This is a genomic window from Mycoplasmopsis anatis (genome assembly GCF_900660655.1).
In the GTDB taxonomy this organism is placed as follows: Bacteria; Bacillota_I; Bacilli_A; order Mycoplasmatales; family Metamycoplasmataceae; genus Mycoplasmopsis; species Mycoplasmopsis anatis.
On sequence record NZ_LR215035.1, the window covers coordinates 861,695 to 885,200 of the forward strand.

The window sequence follows — 23,506 nt, forward strand, 5'->3', positions numbered from 1 at the left end:
CCATAGCTTTTATCTATGGTGCATAAAATTATTTTCAGATTAACAATTTTATAAAAAGATATTTTTATTTTTAGTGTTTTTATGCTTAGTTTTTTTGATAACATCTAAAATCAATTCGATAACAAGATACACAAATATTAATACAGCACCTATCATAACTCATGCATCAGCCAAGTTAAAGGTACCTTTATCTATCCATGGGAAATAAAATATATCCTTTACATACTCATTGAAAATAAATCTGTCTAGCATATTCCCAAAATCACCCGATGCAATAAAACATATGAAAACTGTTAATTTTTTATTTATCATTAATGGTACAAATAAACAAAAAATGAATATTAAAATACTTATAATTTGAATGATTGTTATACTAAAAGTACTTGGTAAGAATGTTACACCTCTGTGTCAAATTGATCTAATTCCAAATATTCCATAATTAATTATACTTTTATAATTTATAGATTCAGGATTTGATCAATTACCATTCACATATACTAATCCATTTTCATTGATATTATGTACATCTCCATGAACAAATATAAACGTTTTAGTTAATTGATCGACCAACAATAAGATAACAAATAATACTATAAAAATTAAATAATTTACCAATATTTGTTTTTTATTATTTTTGACATATTTAATCAATTCATTAAATTTGACTTGAATTTTATTCATCAAATTCCTTTAATGAAGATATCACATCATTACATCTTACGCAAATTTGTTCATCGTGCATTTGGCCATTTTCAAAATGATTTCAACATCTTTCACATTTTAGACTATCAAATTTTTGGACTTTTGTTTGAGATGAAAACGATACTTTTCCAACCATTAATAAAAATTTAAGATTTAAGTCTTTTATAAATTCACTTTCAGTATTAATAAATAACTCAAGTTCATTACTTCTTTTAACTTCTCCATTTTTAATTGAGTTTTCGATTAAAACATTAACTTTATCTCTTAAATCAAAAAATTCTTTATATTTATTGATTAATTCATAATTAGGTTCTGATGATTCTAAAAATCTATCAATCATAACCGATTCTTCTTTATTATTTTTATTAAAAAATGAATAAGCTTCTTCAGAAGTAGTTGGAATAATTGGTGCTAATGCTAATATTAAAAAGTCTGTAATCTCATATAGATTTTTAAGAACCATTTGACGTTCATTATTGTCTTTTGATTCAACATATAATAAATCTTTTACTATAGAAAGATAGAAACTAGATAAATTAACAATATAATTATTGATTTCTTTAATTACGTTTATAAATTTATAGTTATTATAGTTTTCATGAACATTTTTAATCAAAACTTTTAACTCTTCATTAATTAGTTCATGAATACCTTCTAATTTAAGATTTTTATTATATTTATATTCATTAGTATTAGATATCATAAATCTTAAAGTATTACGAATTTTTCTATAAATTTCTGAGTTTTGATTAAGAATTTCTTCTGATATATTAATATCATTAGAATACTCACTATTAGCAGCTCATAATCTTAAGATGTCTGCTCCTTTTTGATTAACTACATCTAAAGGTGAAATAATATTTCCTTTAGATTTAGACATTTTTTCGCCTTTACCATCAAGAACAAATCCATGACTAATTAAATTTTTATAAGGCGCTACCTTTTTGTATGCTACTGAGTTAATTAATGATGAATTAAATCAACCTCTATATTGATCTGATCCTTCTAAATATACATCAAATGGAGAACTAAAGCCATAAACATCAGCAGCAATACTTGAAGCTCCAGAATCGAATCATACATCCATAATATCCATTTCTTTTGTATAACCTTTATTTCTGTGATTTTCTGGCAGTAATTCATCTGCTTCTTTTTCTCATCATATACCAGATCCGTTTTCTTCAACTAGATTAATAACATAGTCAAAAATAGTTTCATCAATAACAGGATTATTGTCTTTGTCATAGAAAATAATGATCGGAACTCCCCAAGTTCTTTGTCTTGATATTGTTCAATCTCCTCGGTTTTCTATCATATTTGATAATCTTTTATATGCTCAATCAGGATACATTTTGACATTTTTCAATTCTCTTAAAATATCATCTCTGATTTTATCAATCGAAACAAATCATTGAGGAGTACCTCTGAAAATAATCGGTTTATGAGTTCTTCAATCATGTGGATATGAGTGTTTTATCTTATTTGATAACACCAATAAATTATTATTACTCAAATTTTTAATAATTTCCTTGTTTGCATCTAAATAAAACATTCCTTTATAATCACAATCAAAATCAATCTTTCCATCATCAGCGATATGCATTATCATGTCTAAATTATTCTTTTTACCAATAATAAAATCATCCTCACCAAAAAGTGGCGCTATGTGAACAAGACCAGTACCAGCTTCTAAAGTAACATGATGACCAATAACAACTTTAGCTTTTTTAGCAGTTATTGGAGTTTCGTATTCAACACCAATTAAATCACCACTATTCAATTCTTCTACAATTTCGATATTATCTCATTTAAAAGTTCTTTGAAGATTCTCTAATAAATCCTTTGCAATAATATAAGAACTATTATTATTTTTAACTTTTATATAGTTTATATTTTCACCTATTGCAACACCTGAGTTTGCTATTAATGTTCAAGGCGTTGTTGTTCAGATAATTAGATTATCATCAATATTTACTTTTTGATTTGTTGAATTTGTAACCTTAAATGAAACAAAAATTGAATCAGAAATTACATCTTCATATTCTACCTCAGCTTCCGCTAGAGCAGATTGACTTGATGGAGATCAATAAACGGGTTTTAAATGTTTATATACTAGTCCATCTAAAACCATTTTTTTGAATAACCTAAGTTGTTTAGCTTCATATTTTTTATCTAAAGTTACATAAATTTTCTCTAGATCTGAAAATAATTGTAATGTTTTAAATTGTTTCTTTTGATTATCAACTTGTTTTAAGGCATATTTTGCAGCTTTTTTTCTTAAAATTACTGGATTAAGTTCATCTTTAGAAATATTTAATTCTTGTAACATTTTATGTTCTATTGGTAAACCGTGAGTGTCTCAACCAGGAACAAATGGTGAATAAAAACCATTTAATGTTTTATATCTAACAATAATATCTTTTAGTATTTTATTCAAGGCATGACCAACATGTAAATCACCATTAGCATATGGTGGACCATCATGAACAATAAAGGGGTCATTATTTTTATTCTTTTCTAGCGATTTTACATAAATTCTATTTTCTTCTCATTTCTCTCTATATATTTTTTCTTTTTGAGTTAAATTTGCTCTCATTTCAAAATTTGTTGTAGGCATTAATAATGTTTTCTTGTAATCCATGACTTCTCCTTATTTATTATATTGTTTACAAGTTTCGCAATCTCTTATCTTATAATCATAAGTATAATGGTTATGATTAGCTGAAGTGGTTTTAAATCCATCTATCTCAATTGCTTTTGTGGTTGTTCTAACATCAAGATTTGTATCAAAAATATTTAAATATACATTAGCTTTGCTTGTTCCTATAACTGATTGAGATTTAGGGTTTATTTCTATTTTATAATTATGTCCATTAAACGAATATAAATTCTTTTTAATTAATATGCTTCCACTACATAACAAGTATTCAAAATTGAATTGTTCAAGCTTATTATTTTCAGAATTACCATTAATAAATTTATCTTTTGAAATATCTATTTTAATTATTTCACTATTGAAATAACTAAAATTTTCTTCAATATAATTTTTATATTTATAAAGTGATTCAGTTGCTTCTCTCCTATCATTATTGCATGATGAAGATAATACAATTGTTGAAAAAGTTAATAAGATTGGTGTAGCAAAATAAAATATTTTTTTAAGTTTTTTTATCATTCTTCCTACTTTTACTTTAATAATTTTACTATATTCTAATAAAGGATATTAATAAAAATAGCAAGTTAAATTCAGCTATTACACGAAATTTAACTTGCTATTTTAACTTTTATGGTGGCCCCGGCAGGAATCGAACCAGCGACACACAGAGCTTCAATCTGTTGCTCTACCAACTGAGCTACAGGGCCAATAATGGCGGTCCAGACGGGAATTGAACCCGCGATCTCCTCCGTGACAGGGAGGCGTATTAAACCACTTTACCACTGGACCATGGTTGCGGAGATAGGATTTGAACCTATGACCTTCGGGTTATGAGCCCGACGAGCTACCAACTGCTCCACTCCGCTATGTAATGTGTAAACAGATGGCGGGTGATGAGGGATTTGAACCCCCGCGGGACTTGCATCCCCTGCTAGTTTTCAAGACTAGTCCCTTCAGCCAGACTTGGGTAATCACCCGTGGTGGACCTAACTGGATTCGAACCGGTAACCGACCGGTTATGAGCCGGTTGCTCTAACCGTTGAGCTATAGGTCCATTTATTTTAACAGTTAAGCTTCCGTATGGTAGCACCGATGAGATTCGAACTCATGACCTTCCGGGTATGAACCGGATGCTCTAACCAACTGAGCTACAGTGCCGAATGGTGGAGAGTATGGGATTCGAACCCACCGCCTCCTGCGTGCAAGGCAGGCGCTCTAGCCAAATGAGCTAACCCCCCAAAAAATGGTGAAGAAGACAGGATTTGAACCTGCGACCACTACGTCCCAAACGTAGCGCTCTGCCAAGCTGAGCTACTTCTCCAAACCAATTAATTTATTTTGCATATATATTTTAACTTATTTTTTTAAAAATCAAAATATTTTTTCAAAGATTTTTATAAAAAAATATCCTTACTGGATACAATCTTTGAAAACTGAATAGTTGTTTAATAGTTTATTAAAAAGTCTATAAATTCATCCACTTTTAAACCAATCAATTTATTAGTAATGGTCAGCTGAATGTATTGCTACACTTACACTTCCATCCTATCAACCTCGTCGTCTACAAGGAATTTCAAGGGAATACTTATCTCTGAGGAGGCTTCCCACTTAGATGCTTTCAGCGGTTATCCTTTCCACACTTGGCTACCCTGCTATGCTTCTGGCGAAACAACAGGAACACCAGTGGTGTGTCCACTCCGGTCCTCTCGTACTAAGAGCAGCTCTCATCAATATTCCAACGCCCACATCAGATAGGGACCGAACTGTCTCACGACGTTCTGAACCCAGCTCGCGTACCGCTTTAATTGGCGAACAGCCAAACCCTTGGAACCGACTCCAGCTCCAGGATGCGATGAGCCGACATCGAGGTGCCAAACCTTGCCGTCGATGTGATCTCTTGGGCAAGATAAGCCTGTTATCCCCAGGGTAACTTTTATCCGTTGAGCGACTGCCGTTCCATGACGTACAGCCGGATCACTAAGTCCTGCTTTCGCACCTGCTCGACTTGTAGGTCTCGCAGTCAAGCACACTTCTACCTTTGCGCTCTACATACGGTTTCTGACCGTATTGAGTGTACCTTTGAACGCCTCCGTTACCTTTTAGGAGGCGACCGCCCCAGTCAAACTACCCACCACGCACTGTCCTCCCACCGGATAACGGCGGCAAGTTAGAAACTCAACATACCAAGGGTGGTATTTCAACGGCGACTCCATTAGGGCTAGCGCCCTAATATCACAGTCTCCCACCTATCCTACACATGTTAGGCCAAGTTCCAATACGAAGTTGTAGTAAAGCTCCATGGGGTCTTTTCGTCTTGATGCGGGTACCCAGCGTTTTCACTGGGACCATAATTTCACCGAGTCCAATGTTGAGACAGTTGAGAGATCATTGCGCCTTTCGTGCAGGTCAGTATTTAGCCGACAAGGAATTTCGCTACCTTAGGACCGTTATAGTTACGGCCGCCGTTCACCCGGGCTTCACTTCAACGCTTCGCTTAAAGCTAACGCATCCGCTTAACCTTCGGGCACTGGGCAGGCTTCACCCCCTATACATCACCTTGCGGTTTAGCAGAGAGCTGTGTTTTTGATAAACAGTTGCCCCTCAAAATTTACTGTGGCCCATTTACATGGGCGCCCCTTCTTGCGAACTTACGGGGTCAATTTGCAGAGTTCCTTAACATTGGTTTTCTCGCTCGCCTTAGAATACTCATCTAGGGGACGTGTGTCCGTTCTCGGTACAGGTGATAAGTAGATTAAAGTTTAGAAGCTTTTCTTGGAAGCATGAAATCACAGAATTCGTTACTTGTTGCCGTTCACTATGCATCATAACTCCCGGTTATACAGTGCGCATTTAACTACACTGACCAGTTGCTATTTACCCCCAAATCCAATAATGGGTACTGCTATCCTTCTCCGTCACTCCATCACACTACTCTCAGTACAGGAATATTAACCTGTTGTCCATCGAATACGCTTTTCAGCCTCTCCTTAGGTCCTGACTAACCCTGGGTGGACGAACCTTGCCCAGGAAACCTTCCCCAATAGGCGTCGTGGATTCTCACCACGAATCGTTACTCATACCGGCATTCTCACTTCTTAACGCTCCACATGTCCTCACGGTCATGCTTCAATGCTGATAAGAACGCTCCTCTAACGTACAAATGTACCCGTAGCTTCGGTATCGTGTTTTAGTCCCGTTAAATTATTGGCGCAAGATCTCTTGACTAGTGAGCTATTACGCACTCTTTAAAAGATGGCTGCTTCTAAGCCAACTTCCTAGTTGTTTATGAAATCTCACAACCTTTCTCACTTAACACGATTTTGGGACCTTAGCTGACGATCTGGGTTGTTTCCCTCGCGAGCCGGGACGTTAGCACCCCGGTTCCGACTGCATGATAATACATAATGGTATTCGGAGTTTGATTATAGTCAGTACCGCTAGGCGCGGCCATTCCATATTCAGTGCTCTACCACCAAAATTTAACATCACACGCTAGCCCTAAAGCTATTTCGAGGAGAACCAGCTATCTCCAAGTTCGATTGGAATTTCTCCACTATTCACAAGTCATCCGGGCACTTTTCAGCGTACTACGGTTCGGTCCTCCACTTGGGATTAGCCAAGCTTCAACCTGCTCATGAATAGATCACATGGTTTCGGGTATATATCAACATACTAAACGCCCTATTAAGACTCGATTTCTCTACGGCTCCGCTTTTTTCCACTTAACCTCGCATGTTAACATAACTCGCCGGTCCATACTGCAAGATGTACGCCATCACCCATTAACGGGCTCTGACTAATTGTAAGTAAATGGTTTCAGAATCTATTTCACTCCCCTCCCGGGGTTCTTTTCACCTTTCCCTCACGGTACTAGTTCACTATCGGTGTCTGGTTAGTATTTAGCCTTACCGGATGGTCCCGGCAGATTCAGACAGGGTTTCACGTGCCCCGCCCTACTCAGGATACAGCCATAAGATTATAATATTTCGCATACAGGAGTTTCACCTTCTATGCTAAACTTTTCCAAGTTTTTCTGCTATATTATAATTTTGTAACTTAAAGAGGCTGTCCTACAACCCCAACATGCGTTGGTTTGGGCTCTTCCATTTTCGCTCGCCGCTACTAATAGAATCATTATTTATTTTCTCTTCCTGTTGCTACTAAGATGTTTCAGTTCACAACGTGTCTCGTCTATCTGACTATTTTATTCATCAGAAAGCAACTAGACTTTACTCTAGTTAGGTTCCCCCATTCGGAAATCCCCGTTTCATAGCGCATTTCCAGCTCCACGAGGCTTATCGCAGGTTATCACGTCCTTCATCGACTTCCAGACCCAAGGCATCCACCATAAACTCTTACTTATTTAAAAGTACAATATTTACCTATTGTTGATGTATTTTAAGACATTTTAATAAATTAAATTTATTAACTCGGTATCAAAACAAATAAGACATAATCTTTATTTTGTTTAATGATGTCGTTGTTATATTAAAAATGTATAACTATTCAGTTTTCAAAGATCATGAGAGAAAGTTCTCTCAAAACTAGATATACGCTAGTGGACTAAAAACATTAGCACATAACATAAAATATTTAGTCATTGTTATCAGTACTTGTTGTACTAAGGTGTACTCCGTAGAAAGGAGGTAATCCATCCCCACGTTCTCGTAGGGATACCTTGTTACGACTTCACCCCAGTCACCAGTCCTGCCTTAGGCAGTTGTCTCCGTAGTTAACAAAACCGACTTCGGGCATTACCAGCTCCCATGGTGTGACGGGCGGTGTGTACAAGACCCGAGAACGTATTCACCGTAGCGTAGCTGATCTACGATTACTAGCGATTCCGACTTCATGTAGTCGAGTTGCAGACTACAATCCGAACTGAGAACGGTTTTTTGAGATTTGCTCCACGTCGCCGTATTGCGTCTCTTTGTACCGTCCATTGTAGCACGTGTGTTGCCCCACTCGTAAGAGGCATGATGATTTGACGTCGTCCCCACCTTCCTCCCAATTACTCGGGCAGTCTCCTTAGAACATTTAACTAAGGACAAGGGTTGCGCTCGTTGCAGGACTTAACCGAACATCTCACGACACGAGCTGACGACAACCATGCACCATCTGTCATTCCGTTGACCTCCACTATATCTCTATAGCTTTGCGGAAGATGTCAAGAGTGGGTAAGGTTCTACGCGTAGAATCAAATTAAACCACATGCTCCACCGCTTGTGCGGATCCCCGTCAATTCCTTTAAGTTTCACTCTTGCGAGCATACTACTCAGGCGGATGATTTAATGCGTTAGCTGTGCCGATGAGTTCCCCATCAGCTAATCATCATCGTTTACAGCGTGGACTACCAGGGTATCTAATCCTGTTTGCTCCCCACGCTTTCGTCTCTCAGTGTCAGTGTATGCCCAGTTAGCTGCCTTCGCCAAATTGGTGTTCTTCCTTATATCTACGCATTTCACCGCTTCACAAGGAATTCCGCTAACCTCTTCATAACTCTAGTTCGCCAGTATCCAACGCAATTTGGGGTTGAGCCCCAAGTTTTCACGTCAGACTTAACAAACAACCTACAGACGCTTTACGCCCAATAATTCCGGATAACGCTTGCAACCTATGTATTACCGCGGCTGCTGGCACATAGTTAGCCGTTGCTTTCTGACAAGGTACCGTCAAGATAAAGTCATTTCCTACTTTATTTTTTCTTCCCTTATAACAGCAGTTTACAACCCGAAGGCCGTCATCCTGCACGCTGTGTCGCTCCATCAGACTTTCGTCCATTGTGGAAAATTCCCTACTGCTGCCTCCCGTAGGAGTCTGGGCCGTATCTCAGTCCCAGTGTGGCGGATCAGTCTCTCAACCCCGCTAAACATCATAGCCTTGGTAGGCCATTACCCTACCAACTAGCTAATGTTACGCACCCCAATCCTCTAGCGAAGCAAACGCTCCTTTTATATATTTTTCATGCGATAAATATAAGTATCCGGCATTAGCGATCATTTCTAATCGTTATTCCAATCTAAAGGGTATGTTAAGTACGTGTTACTCACCCATTCGCCGCTAAGTTCCGAAGAACTCCGCTCGACATGCATGTATTAGGCACACAGCCAGCGTTCATCCTGAGCCAGGATCAAACTCTCGAAAAAATTGACTGTCATGTTTGTATATCTAGTTTTCAAAGAACTTTAATTAAGTTGTGCGAAACAATTATAACATAAAAAATTTTTTATTTAATATTTTTTTATTTTTTATTTTAACAATAAATTTGTTGATTTGTTTGCTATGAAAGTATAGCATAAAAATAAAAAAACAAAATTATTTAATTAATTTTTTTTATTTTTTTATGAATATCTCTAATTATCTTATGATAACTGATATTTTCTTTAATTGAATTTAGTTTAATCGGTTTATATGAATTAAATAAAAAGTTGAATATTTCATTATTTCGATAGTTTTCTATATTTTCTATATATGTTTTATCTATTTTATTATTAATAATTATTTGAATAATATCTGTTAAGTATGTATTATTGAATTCAATTTTTTCAATAATTTTTGCTAGGATATATTTATTAATATGTTCATTACTTTTTTCGGACTCAAAAACAGTGTCCATAATTATTTTATTTAATTCAATTTTAATTTCTTCTATTTTATTAATAAAATTATCTAATTTCCCTGAATCATATATTTTATTTAACAATGTTAATGAGTCAATTACCAATTTTTTATCATTCAAATATTCATTGTTAAGAGTTTGAAATCTAATGAATAAATTATATTGCATGAATATATATTTTATTAATGAATCATCTTCATCATCATTTAACATACCAATTGAAAAATCAGGTATTCTAAAATCAGCTCTTTCTTCGCAAAATTCAACAAAATTTTTTCATTGAAGTTCTAATATGTCTAAATTACTTATATCCTTTTCACTACTAAAAAATATTTTGTTGTTTTTTATAAAATAATTTTTAATAATAAATTCATTATAGTTAAAGAAAACGTTACTTTTTTCATAAGATAAAATTGAATTTATGAAACTAATAAATGTATTTCAAAGTCCAAATTGAATAAGTTCTTTATAAATTTCTTCTTTTTTCTTAGTGTTAGGGCTATATTCGTCTCATAAATCAGACAAATATTTATATTTTTTATTCCTTGCTTTAAAATCATTAAAATCTTTAATAAATTTTTCTGGACTGAAATCAACTATATTATCCCTAATTAGTTCAAGAAACCAAGTATATAGATTTTCAACTATATCATAAAAATCAATATGTGGTTTATTAGAACGTTTTACAATAAACTTGGAAGTTTTGATATATGGTTCACTGTATAAATACCATTTTCTTTTTGTAGTATAAATTGTGGAATATTCATCATCTCTTAAATTCATATAATTAGATAAATAATTGTTTCAACTATGATTTTTTATTTCGTCAATTGTTAAGTAGACCTTTTTAAGTATGGTATTCTTATATTTATAAATAATATTTATTTGATATTTTTCATTTGTTTGTTTTGGTATTGAAGAATTAAAATTCATTTCTAATAATAAAGAATTAAATTTCTCAATCAGTTCATCAATTTCTTTATTGATTTTAATTTCAATTTTCTCATATGTAAAACCTTCATTTTTAAGAAGGTGTTGTTTTTCTTTTAATATTAAATTATTATTTTCAAATCTAGGCACTTCTACATTTTTAAAGTTACATGCGAAATATTTTAGAAATTTCATATAATCTTTATCTTCTAGTAATACAGAGCTAGTATTTAAAAAATTATTAAAAGTTTTGTCATCTAATTTATTAATTTTTATCTCCTTTGTAAAATTTATAAAATAAAAAAAGTCCATGACGGACGAAATCTTTGAAAACTGAATAGTTGTTTAATAGTTTATTAAAAAGTCTATAAATTCATCCACTTTTAAACCAATCAATTTATTAGTAATGGTCAGCTGAATGTATTGCTACACTTACACTTCCATCCTATCAACCTCGTCGTCTACAAGGAATTTCAAGGGAATACTTATCTCTGAGGAGGCTTCCCACTTAGATGCTTTCAGCGGTTATCCTTTCCACACTTGGCTACCCTGCTATGCTTCTGGCGAAACAACAAGAACACCAGTGGTGTGTCCACTCCGGTCCTCTCGTACTAAGAGCAGCTCTCATCAATATTCCAACGCCCACATCAGATAGGGACCGAACTGTCTCACGACGTTCTGAACCCAGCTCGCGTACCGCTTTAATTGGCGAACAGCCAAACCCTTGGAACCGACTCCAGCTCCAGGATGCGATGAGCCGACATCGAGGTGCCAAACCTTGCCGTCGATGTGATCTCTTGGGCAAGATAAGCCTGTTATCCCCAGGGTAACTTTTATCCGTTGAGCGACTGCCGTTCCATGACGTACAGCCGGATCACTAAGTCCTGCTTTCGCACCTGCTCGACTTGTAGGTCTCGCAGTCAAGCACACTTCTACCTTTGCGCTCTACATACGGTTTCTGACCGTATTGAGTGTACCTTTGAACGCCTCCGTTACCTTTTAGGAGGCGACCGCCCCAGTCAAACTACCCACCACGCACTGTCCTCCCACCGGATAACGGCGGCAAGTTAGAAACTCAACATACCAAGGGTGGTATTTCAACGGCGACTCCATTAGGGCTAGCGCCCTAATATCACAGTCTCCCACCTATCCTACACATGTTAGGCCAAGTTCCAATACGAAGTTGTAGTAAAGCTCCATGGGGTCTTTTCGTCTTGATGCGGGTACCCAGCGTTTTCACTGGGACCATAATTTCACCGAGTCCAATGTTGAGACAGTTGAGAGATCATTGCGCCTTTCGTGCAGGTCAGTATTTAGCCGACAAGGAATTTCGCTACCTTAGGACCGTTATAGTTACGGCCGCCGTTCACCCGGGCTTCACTTCAACGCTTCGCTTAAAGCTAACGCATCCGCTTAACCTTCGGGCACTGGGCAGGCTTCACCCCCTATACATCACCTTGCGGTTTAGCAGAGAGCTGTGTTTTTGATAAACAGTTGCCCCTCAAAATTTACTGTGGCCCATTTACATGGGCGCCCCTTCTTGCGAACTTACGGGGTCAATTTGCAGAGTTCCTTAACATTGGTTTTCTCGCTCGCCTTAGAATACTCATCTAGGGGACGTGTGTCCGTTCTCGGTACAGGTGATAAGTAGATTAAAGTTTAGAAGCTTTTCTTGGAAGCATGAAATCACAGAATTCGTTACTTGTTGCCGTTCACTATGCATCATAACTCCCGGTTATACAGTGCGCATTTAACTACACTGACCAGTTGCTATTTACCCCCAAATCCAATAATGGGTACTGCTATCCTTCTCCGTCACTCCATCACACTACTCTCAGTACAGGAATATTAACCTGTTGTCCATCGAATACGCTTTTCAGCCTCTCCTTAGGTCCTGACTAACCCTGGGTGGACGAACCTTGCCCAGGAAACCTTCCCCAATAGGCGTCGTGGATTCTCACCACGAATCGTTACTCATACCGGCATTCTCACTTCTTAACGCTCCACATGTCCTCACGGTCATGCTTCAATGCTGATAAGAACGCTCCTCTAACGTACAAATGTACCCGTAGCTTCGGTATCGTGTTTTAGTCCCGTTAAATTATTGGCGCAAGATCTCTTGACTAGTGAGCTATTACGCACTCTTTAAAAGATGGCTGCTTCTAAGCCAACTTCCTAGTTGTTTATGAAATCTCACAACCTTTCTCACTTAACACGATTTTGGGACCTTAGCTGACGATCTGGGTTGTTTCCCTCGCGAGCCGGGACGTTAGCACCCCGGTTCCGACTGCATGATAATACATAATGGTATTCGGAGTTTGATTATAGTCAGTACCGCTAGGCGCGGCCATTCCATATTCAGTGCTCTACCACCAAAATTTAACATCACACGCTAGCCCTAAAGCTATTTCGAGGAGAACCAGCTATCTCCAAGTTCGATTGGAATTTCTCCACTATTCACAAGTCATCCGGGCACTTTTCAGCGTACTACGGTTCGGTCCTCCACTTGGGATTAGCCAAGCTTCAACCTGCTCATGAATAGATCACATGGTTTCGGGTATATATCAACATACTAAACGCCCTATTAAGACTCGATTTCTCTACGGCTCCGCTTTTTTCCACTTAACCTCGCATGTTAACATAACTCGCCGGTCCATACTGCAAGATGTACGCCATCACCCATTAACGGGCTCTGACTAATTGTAAGTAAATGGTTTCAGAATCTATTTCACTCCCCTCCCGGGGTTCTTTTCACCTTTCCCTCACGGTACTAGTTCACTATCGGTGTCTGGTTAGTATTTAGCCTTACCGGATGGTCCCGGCAGATTCAGACAGGGTTTCACGTGCCCCGCCCTACTCAGGATACAGCCATAAGATTATAATATTTCGCATACAGGAGTTTCACCTTCTATGCTAAACTTTTCCAAGTTTTTCTGCTATATTATAATTTTGTAACTTAAAGAGGCTGTCCTACAACCCCAACATGCGTTGGTTTGGGCTCTTCCATTTTCGCTCGCCGCTACTAATAGAATCATTATTTATTTTCTCTTCCTGTTGCTACTAAGATGTTTCAGTTCACAACGTGTCTCGTCTATCTGACTATTTTATTCATCAGAAAGCAACTAGACTTTACTCTAGTTAGGTTCCCCCATTCGGAAATCCCCGTTTCATAGCGCATTTCCAGCTCCACGAGGCTTATCGCAGGTTATCACGTCCTTCATCGACTTCCAGACCCAAGGCATCCACCATAAACTCTTACTTATTTAAAAGTACAATATTTACCTATTGTTGATGTATTTTAAGACATTTTAATAAATTAAATTTATTAACTCGGTATCAAAACAAATAAGACATAATCTTTATTTTGTTTAATGATGTCGTTGTTATATTAAAAATGTATAACTATTCAGTTTTCAAAGATCATGAGAGAAAGTTCTCTCAAAACTAGATATACGCTAGTGGACTAAAAACATTAGCACATAACATAAAATATTTAGTCATTGTTATCAGTACTTGTTGTACTAAGGTGTACTCCGTAGAAAGGAGGTAATCCATCCCCACGTTCTCGTAGGGATACCTTGTTACGACTTCACCCCAGTCACCAGTCCTGCCTTAGGCAGTTGTCTCCGTAGTTAACAAAACCGACTTCGGGCATTACCAGCTCCCATGGTGTGACGGGCGGTGTGTACAAGACCCGAGAACGTATTCACCGTAGCGTAGCTGATCTACGATTACTAGCGATTCCGACTTCATGTAGTCGAGTTGCAGACTACAATCCGAACTGAGAACGGTTTTTTGAGATTTGCTCCACGTCGCCGTATTGCGTCTCTTTGTACCGTCCATTGTAGCACGTGTGTTGCCCCACTCGTAAGAGGCATGATGATTTGACGTCGTCCCCACCTTCCTCCCAATTACTCGGGCAGTCTCCTTAGAACATTTAACTAAGGACAAGGGTTGCGCTCGTTGCAGGACTTAACCGAACATCTCACGACACGAGCTGACGACAACCATGCACCATCTGTCATTCCGTTGACCTCCACTATATCTCTATAGCTTTGCGGAAGATGTCAAGAGTGGGTAAGGTTCTACGCGTAGAATCAAATTAAACCACATGCTCCACCGCTTGTGCGGATCCCCGTCAATTCCTTTAAGTTTCACTCTTGCGAGCATACTACTCAGGCGGATGATTTAATGCGTTAGCTGTGCCGATGAGTTCCCCATCAGCTAATCATCATCGTTTACAGCGTGGACTACCAGGGTATCTAATCCTGTTTGCTCCCCACGCTTTCGTCTCTCAGTGTCAGTGTATGCCCAGTTAGCTGCCTTCGCCAAATTGGTGTTCTTCCTTATATCTACGCATTTCACCGCTTCACAAGGAATTCCGCTAACCTCTTCATAACTCTAGTTCGCCAGTATCCAACGCAATTTGGGGTTGAGCCCCAAGTTTTCACGTCAGACTTAACAAACAACCTACAGACGCTTTACGCCCAATAATTCCGGATAACGCTTGCAACCTATGTATTACCGCGGCTGCTGGCACATAGTTAGCCGTTGCTTTCTGATAAGGTACCGTCAAGATAAAGTCATTTCCTACTTTATTTTTTCTTCCCTTATAACAGCAGTTTACAACCCGAAGGCCGTCATCCTGCACGCTGTGTCGCTCCATCAGACTTTCGTCCATTGTGGAAAATTCCCTACTGCTGCCTCCCGTAGGAGTCTGGGCCGTATCTCAGTCCCAGTGTGGCGGATCAGTCTCTCAACCCCGCTAAACATCATAGCCTTGGTAGGCCATTACCCTACCAACTAGCTAATGTTACGCACCCCAATCCTCTAGCGAAGCAAACGCTCCTTTTATATATTTTTCATGCGATAAATATAAGTATCCGGCATTAGCGATCATTTCTAATCGTTATTCCAATCTAAAGGGTATGTTAAGTACGTGTTACTCACCCATTCGCCGCTAAGTTCCGAAGAACTCCGCTCGACATGCATGTATTAGGCACACAGCCAGCGTTCATCCTGAGCCAGGATCAAACTCTCGAAAAAATTGACTGTCATGTTTGTATATCTAGTTTTCAAAGAACTTTAACACGTTGTTTATTCGTGTGTCTAAACTATTATAGCAAAGATTTTTTTTAAACAAAGAAAAAAAAAAAAAAAAAAAAAAAATAATAGTTTTATTAAATTAATCTTTTACCATATTTAATTTAATAATTTTATTATTTTCTTTATATATAGTATTTAGTTCCATCACAACACCGTTAAACTGTTGTTTGTTTTTTGAAACTTCGAATTTTGACGGTTTATCAAATCTCATTTTTTCATATACTGATTCAAAATCTGCACCAATCGCAGAATTACTTGGGCCAGTCATCCCGACGTCTGTAATATATAATGTAAAATTCGGTAATTTTTTATCGTCATTTGTTTGAACATGCGTGTGTGTGCCACAAACTGCATCTACTTTACCATCAAGATATAATCCTAGTACATTTTTTTCGCTAGTTGTTTCTGCGTGAAAATCAATAAAATGAAAATCACACTTTTCCTTAAATTTAATAATGTTATCTATTGAATCAAAAAAGTTATCAGCATACTCTTCGTTTCAAGGAGGTGATAATTTATTAAAAGTAATGCCCATTAATTGAGTTACTCTTAAACTTTTACCATCCACGTCAAAAACTCTCGAACCTTCGCCAGCATATTGAGGATTAATATTTGCAGGTCTTATAACATCATCATTGTGTATTATTTCTAATATTTCTTTTTTTGCTCAAACATGATTACCTAATGTGAATGCATTGATTCCTGATTTTTTTAATCTTAAATAATCTTCTTTTACAAATCCTTTTCTCCCAGAAACGTTTTCTGCTTGTGCGATCACAAAATCTATTAAATATTCTTTCTTAATGAGAGGAAGAATTTCTTCTACGAATTCAACGCCAGGTTCACCAAAGATATCTCCAATGAATAATAATTTAATTTTTTGATTTGTCATTTTCCCGTTTTCTACACATAAATACAAGTTAATTAAATTATATATTTATTTATACTATTTTGTTTTCGATTTCATTTAATAAATTTTGATCCGATATCAACAATTCTCTTAATGTTTTTTTGCCTTGAGCTAAATTTTTGCCTTCGTATGAATACCAGGAACCTTTTTTGATTAGAATATCTTTTTCAACGGCTTCATCAATAATTTCTCCAACTTTGTCTATTCCACATGAAAAAATTAATTCAGTATCCATCTTTTTGTATGGAGCTGCTAATTTGTTTTTAACTACTTTAATTTTTAACTCATTACCAACAGTATCTTTACCATCAACTATAGGTTGCCCTTTTCTAACATCTAATCTTATCGAAGCATAAAATTTTAATGCTCTACCACCCGTTGTTGTTTCTGGATTTCCATAACACACACCGACTTTTTCTCTTATTTGGTTAATAAATATAATTGTTGTCTTGTTTTTGTTTGATACTGAAGTTATCTTTCTTAATGCTTTTGACATTAATCTTGCCTGTGAACCAATTTGTTGCTCTCTCATATCTCCGTTTAGTTCTGACTCAGGCACCAAAGCTGCTACTGAATCAACAACTATTAAATCAATATTTCCTGTCTTGGATAATGTATCAACTATTTCCAATGCTTGCTCTCCAGAATCAGGTTGACTAATTAATAATTTTTCAACATCTACACCAATTTTTCTTGCATATACGGGATCTATCGAATGCTCAGCGTCAATAAATGCAGCAATTCCACCTTTCTTTTGTATTTCAGCAACCGCATGAAGACATATAGTTGTTTTTCCTGAACTTTCAGGACCATAAATTTCAATAATCCTTCCTTTTGGTCAACCTCCAATACCTAAGATATTATTTAGTTTAAAACTACCTGTTGAAAATGTGTCAATATCTGCTTGAGGTACATCACCCAAATACATAATTGACTCATTACCGAATTTCTTACTAATTTCTGATATAGCTTCATCAATAATTTTTTTCTTATCGTTCATATAAACCTCCATAATAATATGAATGTCTATTTAGAAGTGAACAAAAAACAAACAAAATTAATAAAAAAGCCTTTCGGCTTTTATTATTTACGTAAATTAAGTTCTTTAATACATCTATTGTATTCTTCTAAATTTTTTGACTTTAAGTGATCAAGTAATACACGACGTTTGTTAATCTTAGCCATAAATCCACGACGTGAGTGTTTGTCTTTTGGATTCTTTAAGAAATGTGGTTTTAATGATTCGATATCTTCGGTTAAAATAGCAATTTGTACAAAAGTGTTCCCTGTATCTTTTGCGTTTTTTCCGTATTTCTTAACTAATCCTAATTTTGTTTCATTAGAAATCATAATTTTTCTCCTATTTATATAAATTATGTTTTATCCAAGCAGTAAACTTATTTACCACCTAGTATAAAATTGCAATTAAGAAAATGCTTATAAATTATATACTATTATCATCAATAATGAAATTTTTTGATTTGACTATATCTTCTTCAGTTAATTTGTCGTTTTGCGATGTTGTAATTAATCTAATTTCAGAATATATTTTTATTTTGGCTGATAAATTTTTAATGTCTAATACATCAATATCAATTAATTTGAAGTAATTTGTTTTATTTTGACTTATATGTAAAACACAATAATATTGAATTCTATTTACAATTAATGAAGCAACATAAATTCCTGGATGGATTTGGGTGATATCGTTATTAATTTTTATTTCTTTTTCAGAAACTATTTCACAACTTAAAAGATACTCCCTTGTTAAAAATGAATTAAGAAATTTTAATTGTCCATAATTAAGTAATTCTTTTAATTTTCTTGTTCCTATTTTAATATTTTTATATTTAAATAAGTTAATGTCAATAACCTTGATACTTTGAAAATTATTTTTTAATTTTATAACATCTCACTTCGCAAATTTTCCAAACTTAAAGTCTTGTCCACAAACAATAGATATATTTTGAGAGTTACCAACTAACTTATTTATAAATTCATCACCTTCAAGTAATGAAATTTTGCTAAAGTCTAGTTCTACAGCTTTATCAATCTCATTAAATGTACTAAAAATGTACCTCTTTGCCTCATTATCAGTAAATAGACCATCTTTCATTTTTGCCATATTCATGTCATTTTTGAAATATACAAAAACTATTTCTTGATTATTGCTTATTTCTATTGCTTTCTTTAATAGTTGATAATGTCCTAAATGAAAAGATTCAAAGGCACCAATTACATAAATTATGTTATTTCTTGGTTGTCAATTATTTAAATCATAAATTTCTAATGGTTTCATTTTATATTAATTTTAATTCTTTAAGTTTTAAATATGCACCATCATATTCACAATCTAGCGTTATATCGGTTGCTATATTTTTAATTCTTCAACTAGCTCTCTCCATCGCAACACCATAAACCGCATCTCGAATCATTTCAAAATCATTTGAAGAATCACCAAAAGCAATTAAATTATCATTTGAAAATCCAATTTTTCTAGTTAATAACTTCAATGTTGAACTTTTCGTAATTTTTTTGGGACCTATAAAAATTCCTCTGCTTCATGTTGAATTGATTTCCATATCTAAATCATTATCTTTAATAAATTTATCAATTAAATCAGCTTTTTTAGAAATTTCATTTCCACTAAGAGTAATTACATATATTCTATTATCAATTATTTTGTTAAAGTCTAATTTATCATATTTGCTTATATTTGGTCTAATAAATCAAGTGTCTAAATTAGTATTTTCTGAATAATAAGATTTATTAATGTCTGTAATTATAAAATTACAATCATCACTATAAAATTCATCATATAGCTTTTTAACTTCATTTAATTTCATACCAATTTCATAAATCATTTCATTCTTATTACAATCTAAAATAAATGATCCATTAGCTCCTATGAAATAATCAGGTTTAAGTTGTTCTAGAAAATCACCTATTGTAGAAAATTCTCTTGCTGTAGCTAAAATTGAAACGATATTATTTTTTTTAAGTAATGAAAATAGTTCAATAGTTTTCTCGCTAAATTTTGTGTTACCGTTCGGAAGAATAGTTCCATCAATGTCAAAAGCTGCACATTTTATAATATCTTTTAGATTTTTCATAACACCTCACTTTGGGATATAAATTATATCCTATTAGGAAAGATCTTTTTAACAATAAGAGTATTATTCTCAATTTTTCCCACACCACCGATTTGGCTAGTGTCTATGTTAATAAGTAAAACGATTTCTTGATCATCTAGTTTTATATCTTTTAATGGATTACCATTCATTAAATATTTTCTCTGATTTTGATTATATTTGAAAATTGGTAATTTTAGTATTTCGGTATAGTCAATTTTTAAATATTCTAAATTTTGAAGCATTTCTAACTTTAAATCACCTATTCCTATTCTATTTAGTGATGTCATGGTTGAAAAACTACCGCACATTATACCTAAATCATATATTAAACTTCTAATATAACAACCTTCAGATACATTAAAATATATTTTATATGTTTGTTTTTCCAAATTAAAATCTATCAATTTATAGTCTAAAATTTTTATTTCCTGATCATTTATTTCAAAATTTACATCTTTTCTAGCCAATTCATATGCTCTAACACCATTAATTTTCTTTGCTGAAAATTTTGGGGGAATTTGTTTAGTGGTTTTGGATAGTTTTTTTAAGTTTTCCTTTAAAACTTCTTCTGTTACTTTAATGCCTGACTTATTTATAATTTTTCCTAGAATATCATATGTGTCAGTCTCAAACCCGAATGTTGCTTCGACAATATATTCTTTTGTTTTATTTGGAATATATTCCAAAAGCTTAGTATCATCATCAGTAGCCACAAGCAATAAACCTTCAGCAAGTGGGTCTAAAGTACCATTGTGTCCAATTTTTTTAATTTTGTTTTCTTTTTTAAAATTGCTAATTGCACCAAATGAGCTTATCCCACTTTTTTTATGTAGTAAAAAAAACATATTCTCCTTTTAATTATATATATTATAAAGAAAACCACCAGATTTGGTGGTTAGCATTTCTATAAAATTTATAAAATTTTTAATTAAACTAATTCAATGATTGCCATACGTGTATTATCACCTAAACGTGTAGGTAATTTGATAATTCTTGTGTATCCACCATTTCTTTCTTGGTATTTAGGTGCGATATTTGAAAATAAATGTGTAAGGACTTCGACGTTTTCTTTTGTTTTAATTGGACGTAAATAAGCAGCAACTGCACGACGATTTGCTAATGTTGGGTTTTTAGCTTTTTGGATCATTTTTTCAGCGTGTTTACGTAATTCTTTTGCTCTTGTTAAAGTTGTTGTTATTCTTCCATTAGCAAATAATTCACTTGTTAATGAACGCATAACTCCATTTCTTCATTTAGTATCACGTGAGTAAATTTGTTTTGGGTTAGCCATTATTCATCTCCTTTTTTAAGTGTAAATCCAAACTCTTGAAGTTTTTGTACTATTTCTTCTAATGATTTTTTACCTAAGTTCTTTGTTTGTTCCAATTCATCATATGTCATTTCGATAATATCTGAAACTTTTGTTTTGTTTATTCTTCTTAATGCATTTAATGAACGTACAGAAAGATTTAGTTGGTTAATATCAAGATCTGTTTCGTTTTCTTGTGGTTCTTCTTCAACTTCATCAGCAAAAACATCTACTTTCATTTCATCAGTATTTCCAATAACCATAAAATGTGCTATTAAAATTTCTGACGCTTGTTTAATAGCTTGTTCTGCTTTTACAGTACCATCAGTAATCAATGTAAAATCAAGTCTTTCTTCAACTTTAGCACTAGATGAGTTTAATTCTTCAACTTTATAGTTAACAAGTTTGATTGGTGAGAATTTAGAATCAACAGCAATAAATTTACCTTTTTTAATTTTAGAATTAGCTGCTAATTCTCCTTCTAATTTATTAACAATTAATTTATTTTCTTCACTAGATAAGAAACCACGACCTGGTCTAATAAACATTTCAATTTTTAATGAGTTAGCTGCACTAACATCAGCAATATGAATATTATGGTCGATGATTTCAACATTTGGATTATCAACTACTGTTAAATATCTAGATGTAATTTCTCCAACTTCATCTGCTTTAAGCTCAACTTTAATAATTTCATCGTCATTAACTAATTCTGAATCATATTTGAATCTAACTTCTCTTAAATTCATGATTAATGATGGAACATCTTCTACAACACCAGGAATACCTTGGAACTCATGATTAACACCTTCGATTTTAATACAAAATGGTGCTAATGAAGTAATATTAGATAATAATACTCTTCTTAACGCCACTCCAAGGGTATTACCAAATCCTCTTTCCAATGGTTGTAAACTAAATGTAGTTTCAAAGTCGCTTACTTTGTTTAATGAAGGAACTTTAAGATAATCTAATCTTTTCATCTTTTCCATTTAAGATACCTACTTTCTTATCATTAATAATAGTACTTTTTACTTCTTAGCACGTTTTAGAATACGTTTAGGAGGTCTTGTCCCGTTGTGTGGAACAGGTGTAACATCCTTGATCTCTGTAACAGTGATACCTGAAACTTCTATTTGTTTTCTTGCAGCATCTTTACCTGCTCCAAGACCTTTAAGTTCAACTTTAACAGATTTAACACCATGTTCTTTAGCTGCTTCGGCTGCTGCTTGGGCTGCTAATCCCGCTGCATAAGGTGTCTTTTTCTTTGTTCCTTTGTAACCAATAGCACCAGCTGATGATCATGCTATAACATTACCTTGTTCATCTGAAAAGGTAACAATTGTGTTTTGGTTAGTTGAATGAATATGTGCAATACCTGTTGTAATATTCTTTTTCTTAGTTTTACGAGCCATATATTATTTACCTTTCTTTCCAGCAACTGTTTTTCTAGGTCCCTTACGTGTACGAGCATTCTTTTGAGTTGATTGTCCACGTACTGGTAATCCTTTACGGTGTCTAATTCCACGATAACATTTAATTTCCATTAAACGTTTGATGTTTAAGTTAACTTCTCTACGTAAATCACCTTCTGTTGTATAGTGTTTTGCTGCTTCACGAATTTTTGATAATTCATCTTCTGATAAATTTTTTACACGAGCATCTTCGCTTATCCCTGCTTCGGCACAAATCTTTTTAGCCAAGCTTGGTCCGATACCATAAATATATGTTAATGACACAACAACACGTTTGTCATTAGGAATTTCAACGTTTAAAATTCTGGCCATATTGTCTCCTATCCTTGTCTTTGTTTGTGTTTAGGTAATTCACAAATTACTCTAATAACACCTTTACGTTTAATAATTTTGCAATCTTTACACATTCTTTTAACACTAGCTCTAACTTTCATTTTAGCTCCTTTAATTATTTGTGTCTATATACAATACGCCCTTGTGTTAAGTCATAAGGACTAATATCTACATCAACTTTATCACCAGGTAAAATTCTAATGTGATTTACTCTCATCTTACCTGAAATATAAACTTTCATAGTCATGCCGTTTTCTAATTCTACTTCGTATGAATCTGTAGAGTAAACAGTTTTAACCACTCCAGTCATCTTTATTGCATCTTTAGCCAAT

The 23,506-nt window shown here is 34.5% G+C and carries 16 protein-coding genes, 8 tRNA genes and 4 rRNA genes; all 28 read right to left on the bottom strand.

The window, feature by feature from the left end; translation table 4 throughout:
* Positions 1-48: 48 nt before the first annotated feature.
* Entirely contained in the window at positions 49-681 is a 633-nt protein-coding gene (locus EXC66_RS03680) for a signal peptidase II (protein WP_006886883.1), read from the bottom strand.
* Positions 674-3,343: an isoleucine--tRNA ligase gene (gene ileS / locus EXC66_RS03685; protein ID WP_006886884.1), complete on the bottom strand. Its 2,670-nt coding sequence runs from the start codon at positions 3,341-3,343 to the stop codon at positions 674-676. Before ileS ends, EXC66_RS03680 begins: the two co-directional genes overlap by 8 nt.
* A gap of 9 nt (positions 3,344-3,352) precedes the next feature.
* Entirely contained in the window at positions 3,353-3,877 is a 525-nt protein-coding gene (locus EXC66_RS03690; protein ID WP_112579215.1) for a hypothetical protein, read from the bottom strand.
* 112 nt (positions 3,878-3,989) lie between these two features.
* Positions 3,990-4,065 (bottom strand) — tRNA-Phe (locus EXC66_RS03695).
* Between the two features lie 5 nt (positions 4,066-4,070).
* Positions 4,071-4,147, bottom strand: a tRNA-Asp gene (locus EXC66_RS03700).
* Position 4,148: 1 nt separating this feature from the next.
* Positions 4,149-4,224: transfer RNA gene (locus tag EXC66_RS03705), tRNA-Met, on the bottom strand.
* Positions 4,225-4,242: 18 nt separating this feature from the next.
* A tRNA-Ser gene (locus EXC66_RS03710) sits at positions 4,243-4,335 on the bottom strand.
* 1 nt (position 4,336) lies between these two features.
* Positions 4,337-4,412, bottom strand: a tRNA-Ile gene (locus EXC66_RS03715).
* Between the two features lie 27 nt (positions 4,413-4,439).
* Positions 4,440-4,516, bottom strand: a tRNA-Met gene (locus EXC66_RS03720).
* A gap of 3 nt (positions 4,517-4,519) precedes the next feature.
* Positions 4,520-4,596: transfer RNA gene (locus EXC66_RS03725), tRNA-Ala, on the bottom strand.
* Between the two features lie 6 nt (positions 4,597-4,602).
* A tRNA-Pro gene (locus EXC66_RS03730) sits at positions 4,603-4,679 on the bottom strand.
* A 158-nt stretch (positions 4,680-4,837) separates the two neighbouring features.
* A 23S ribosomal RNA gene (locus tag EXC66_RS03735) occupies positions 4,838-7,727 on the bottom strand.
* Positions 7,728-7,997: 270 nt separating this feature from the next.
* Positions 7,998-9,504, bottom strand: a 16S ribosomal RNA gene (locus EXC66_RS03740).
* Positions 9,505-9,677: 173 nt separating this feature from the next.
* Entirely contained in the window at positions 9,678-11,102 is a 1,425-nt protein-coding gene (locus tag EXC66_RS03745; protein WP_129622395.1) for a hypothetical protein, read from the bottom strand.
* Positions 11,103-11,286: 184 nt separating this feature from the next.
* A 23S ribosomal RNA gene (locus EXC66_RS03750) occupies positions 11,287-14,176 on the bottom strand.
* 270 nt (positions 14,177-14,446) lie between these two features.
* Positions 14,447-15,953, bottom strand: a 16S ribosomal RNA gene (locus EXC66_RS03755).
* The 16S and 23S rRNA genes sit together here with 8 tRNA genes alongside, the layout of an rRNA operon.
* Before the next feature lie 139 nt (positions 15,954-16,092).
* Entirely contained in the window at positions 16,093-16,905 is an 813-nt protein-coding gene (locus EXC66_RS03760; RefSeq protein ID WP_006886383.1) for a TIGR00282 family metallophosphoesterase, read from the bottom strand.
* Between the two features lie 49 nt (positions 16,906-16,954).
* Positions 16,955-17,923, bottom strand: coding sequence for a recombinase RecA (gene recA / locus EXC66_RS03765; RefSeq protein ID WP_006886384.1), 969 nt, complete (start codon positions 17,921-17,923; stop codon positions 16,955-16,957).
* A gap of 83 nt (positions 17,924-18,006) precedes the next feature.
* Entirely contained in the window at positions 18,007-18,273 is a 267-nt protein-coding gene (gene rpsO, locus EXC66_RS03770) for a 30S ribosomal protein S15 (RefSeq protein ID WP_006886385.1), read from the bottom strand.
* Positions 18,274-18,367: 94 nt separating this feature from the next.
* Entirely contained in the window at positions 18,368-19,222 is an 855-nt protein-coding gene (locus EXC66_RS03775) for an FAD synthase (protein WP_006886386.1), read from the bottom strand.
* 1 nt (position 19,223) lies between these two features.
* Positions 19,224-20,036 carry a YcsE-related riboflavin metabolism phosphatase gene (locus EXC66_RS03780; protein WP_006886387.1) on the bottom strand — a complete coding sequence of 271 codons (813 nt, stop codon included), beginning with the start codon at positions 20,034-20,036 and terminating at the stop codon, positions 19,224-19,226.
* 23 nt (positions 20,037-20,059) lie between these two features.
* Positions 20,060-20,902, bottom strand: coding sequence for a tRNA pseudouridine(55) synthase TruB (gene truB, locus EXC66_RS03785; RefSeq protein WP_006886388.1), 843 nt, complete (start codon positions 20,900-20,902; stop codon positions 20,060-20,062).
* A gap of 83 nt (positions 20,903-20,985) precedes the next feature.
* Complete coding sequence (gene rplQ, locus EXC66_RS03790) at positions 20,986-21,348, bottom strand: 50S ribosomal protein L17 (RefSeq protein WP_006886389.1); 363 nt, start codon at positions 21,346-21,348, stop codon at positions 20,986-20,988.
* Complete coding sequence (locus EXC66_RS03795; RefSeq protein WP_006886390.1) at positions 21,348-22,358, bottom strand: DNA-directed RNA polymerase subunit alpha; 1,011 nt, start codon at positions 22,356-22,358, stop codon at positions 21,348-21,350. Before EXC66_RS03795 ends, rplQ begins: the two co-directional genes overlap by 1 nt.
* 39 nt (positions 22,359-22,397) lie before the next feature.
* A complete protein-coding gene (rpsK, locus tag EXC66_RS03800; RefSeq protein ID WP_006886391.1) occupies positions 22,398-22,781 on the bottom strand; it encodes a 30S ribosomal protein S11 in 384 nt (127 codons plus the stop codon).
* A 3-nt stretch (positions 22,782-22,784) separates the two neighbouring features.
* Entirely contained in the window at positions 22,785-23,153 is a 369-nt protein-coding gene (gene rpsM / locus EXC66_RS03805; protein WP_006886392.1) for a 30S ribosomal protein S13, read from the bottom strand.
* 8 nt (positions 23,154-23,161) lie between these two features.
* Positions 23,162-23,275 (bottom strand): 50S ribosomal protein L36, encoded by a 114-nt coding sequence (gene rpmJ, locus EXC66_RS03810; protein ID WP_006886393.1) that lies wholly within the window; start codon positions 23,273-23,275, stop codon positions 23,162-23,164.
* A gap of 14 nt (positions 23,276-23,289) precedes the next feature.
* A complete protein-coding gene (gene infA, locus EXC66_RS03815) occupies positions 23,290-23,505 on the bottom strand; it encodes a translation initiation factor IF-1 (RefSeq protein ID WP_006886394.1) in 216 nt (71 codons plus the stop codon).
* Position 23,506: the final 1 nt, after the last annotated feature.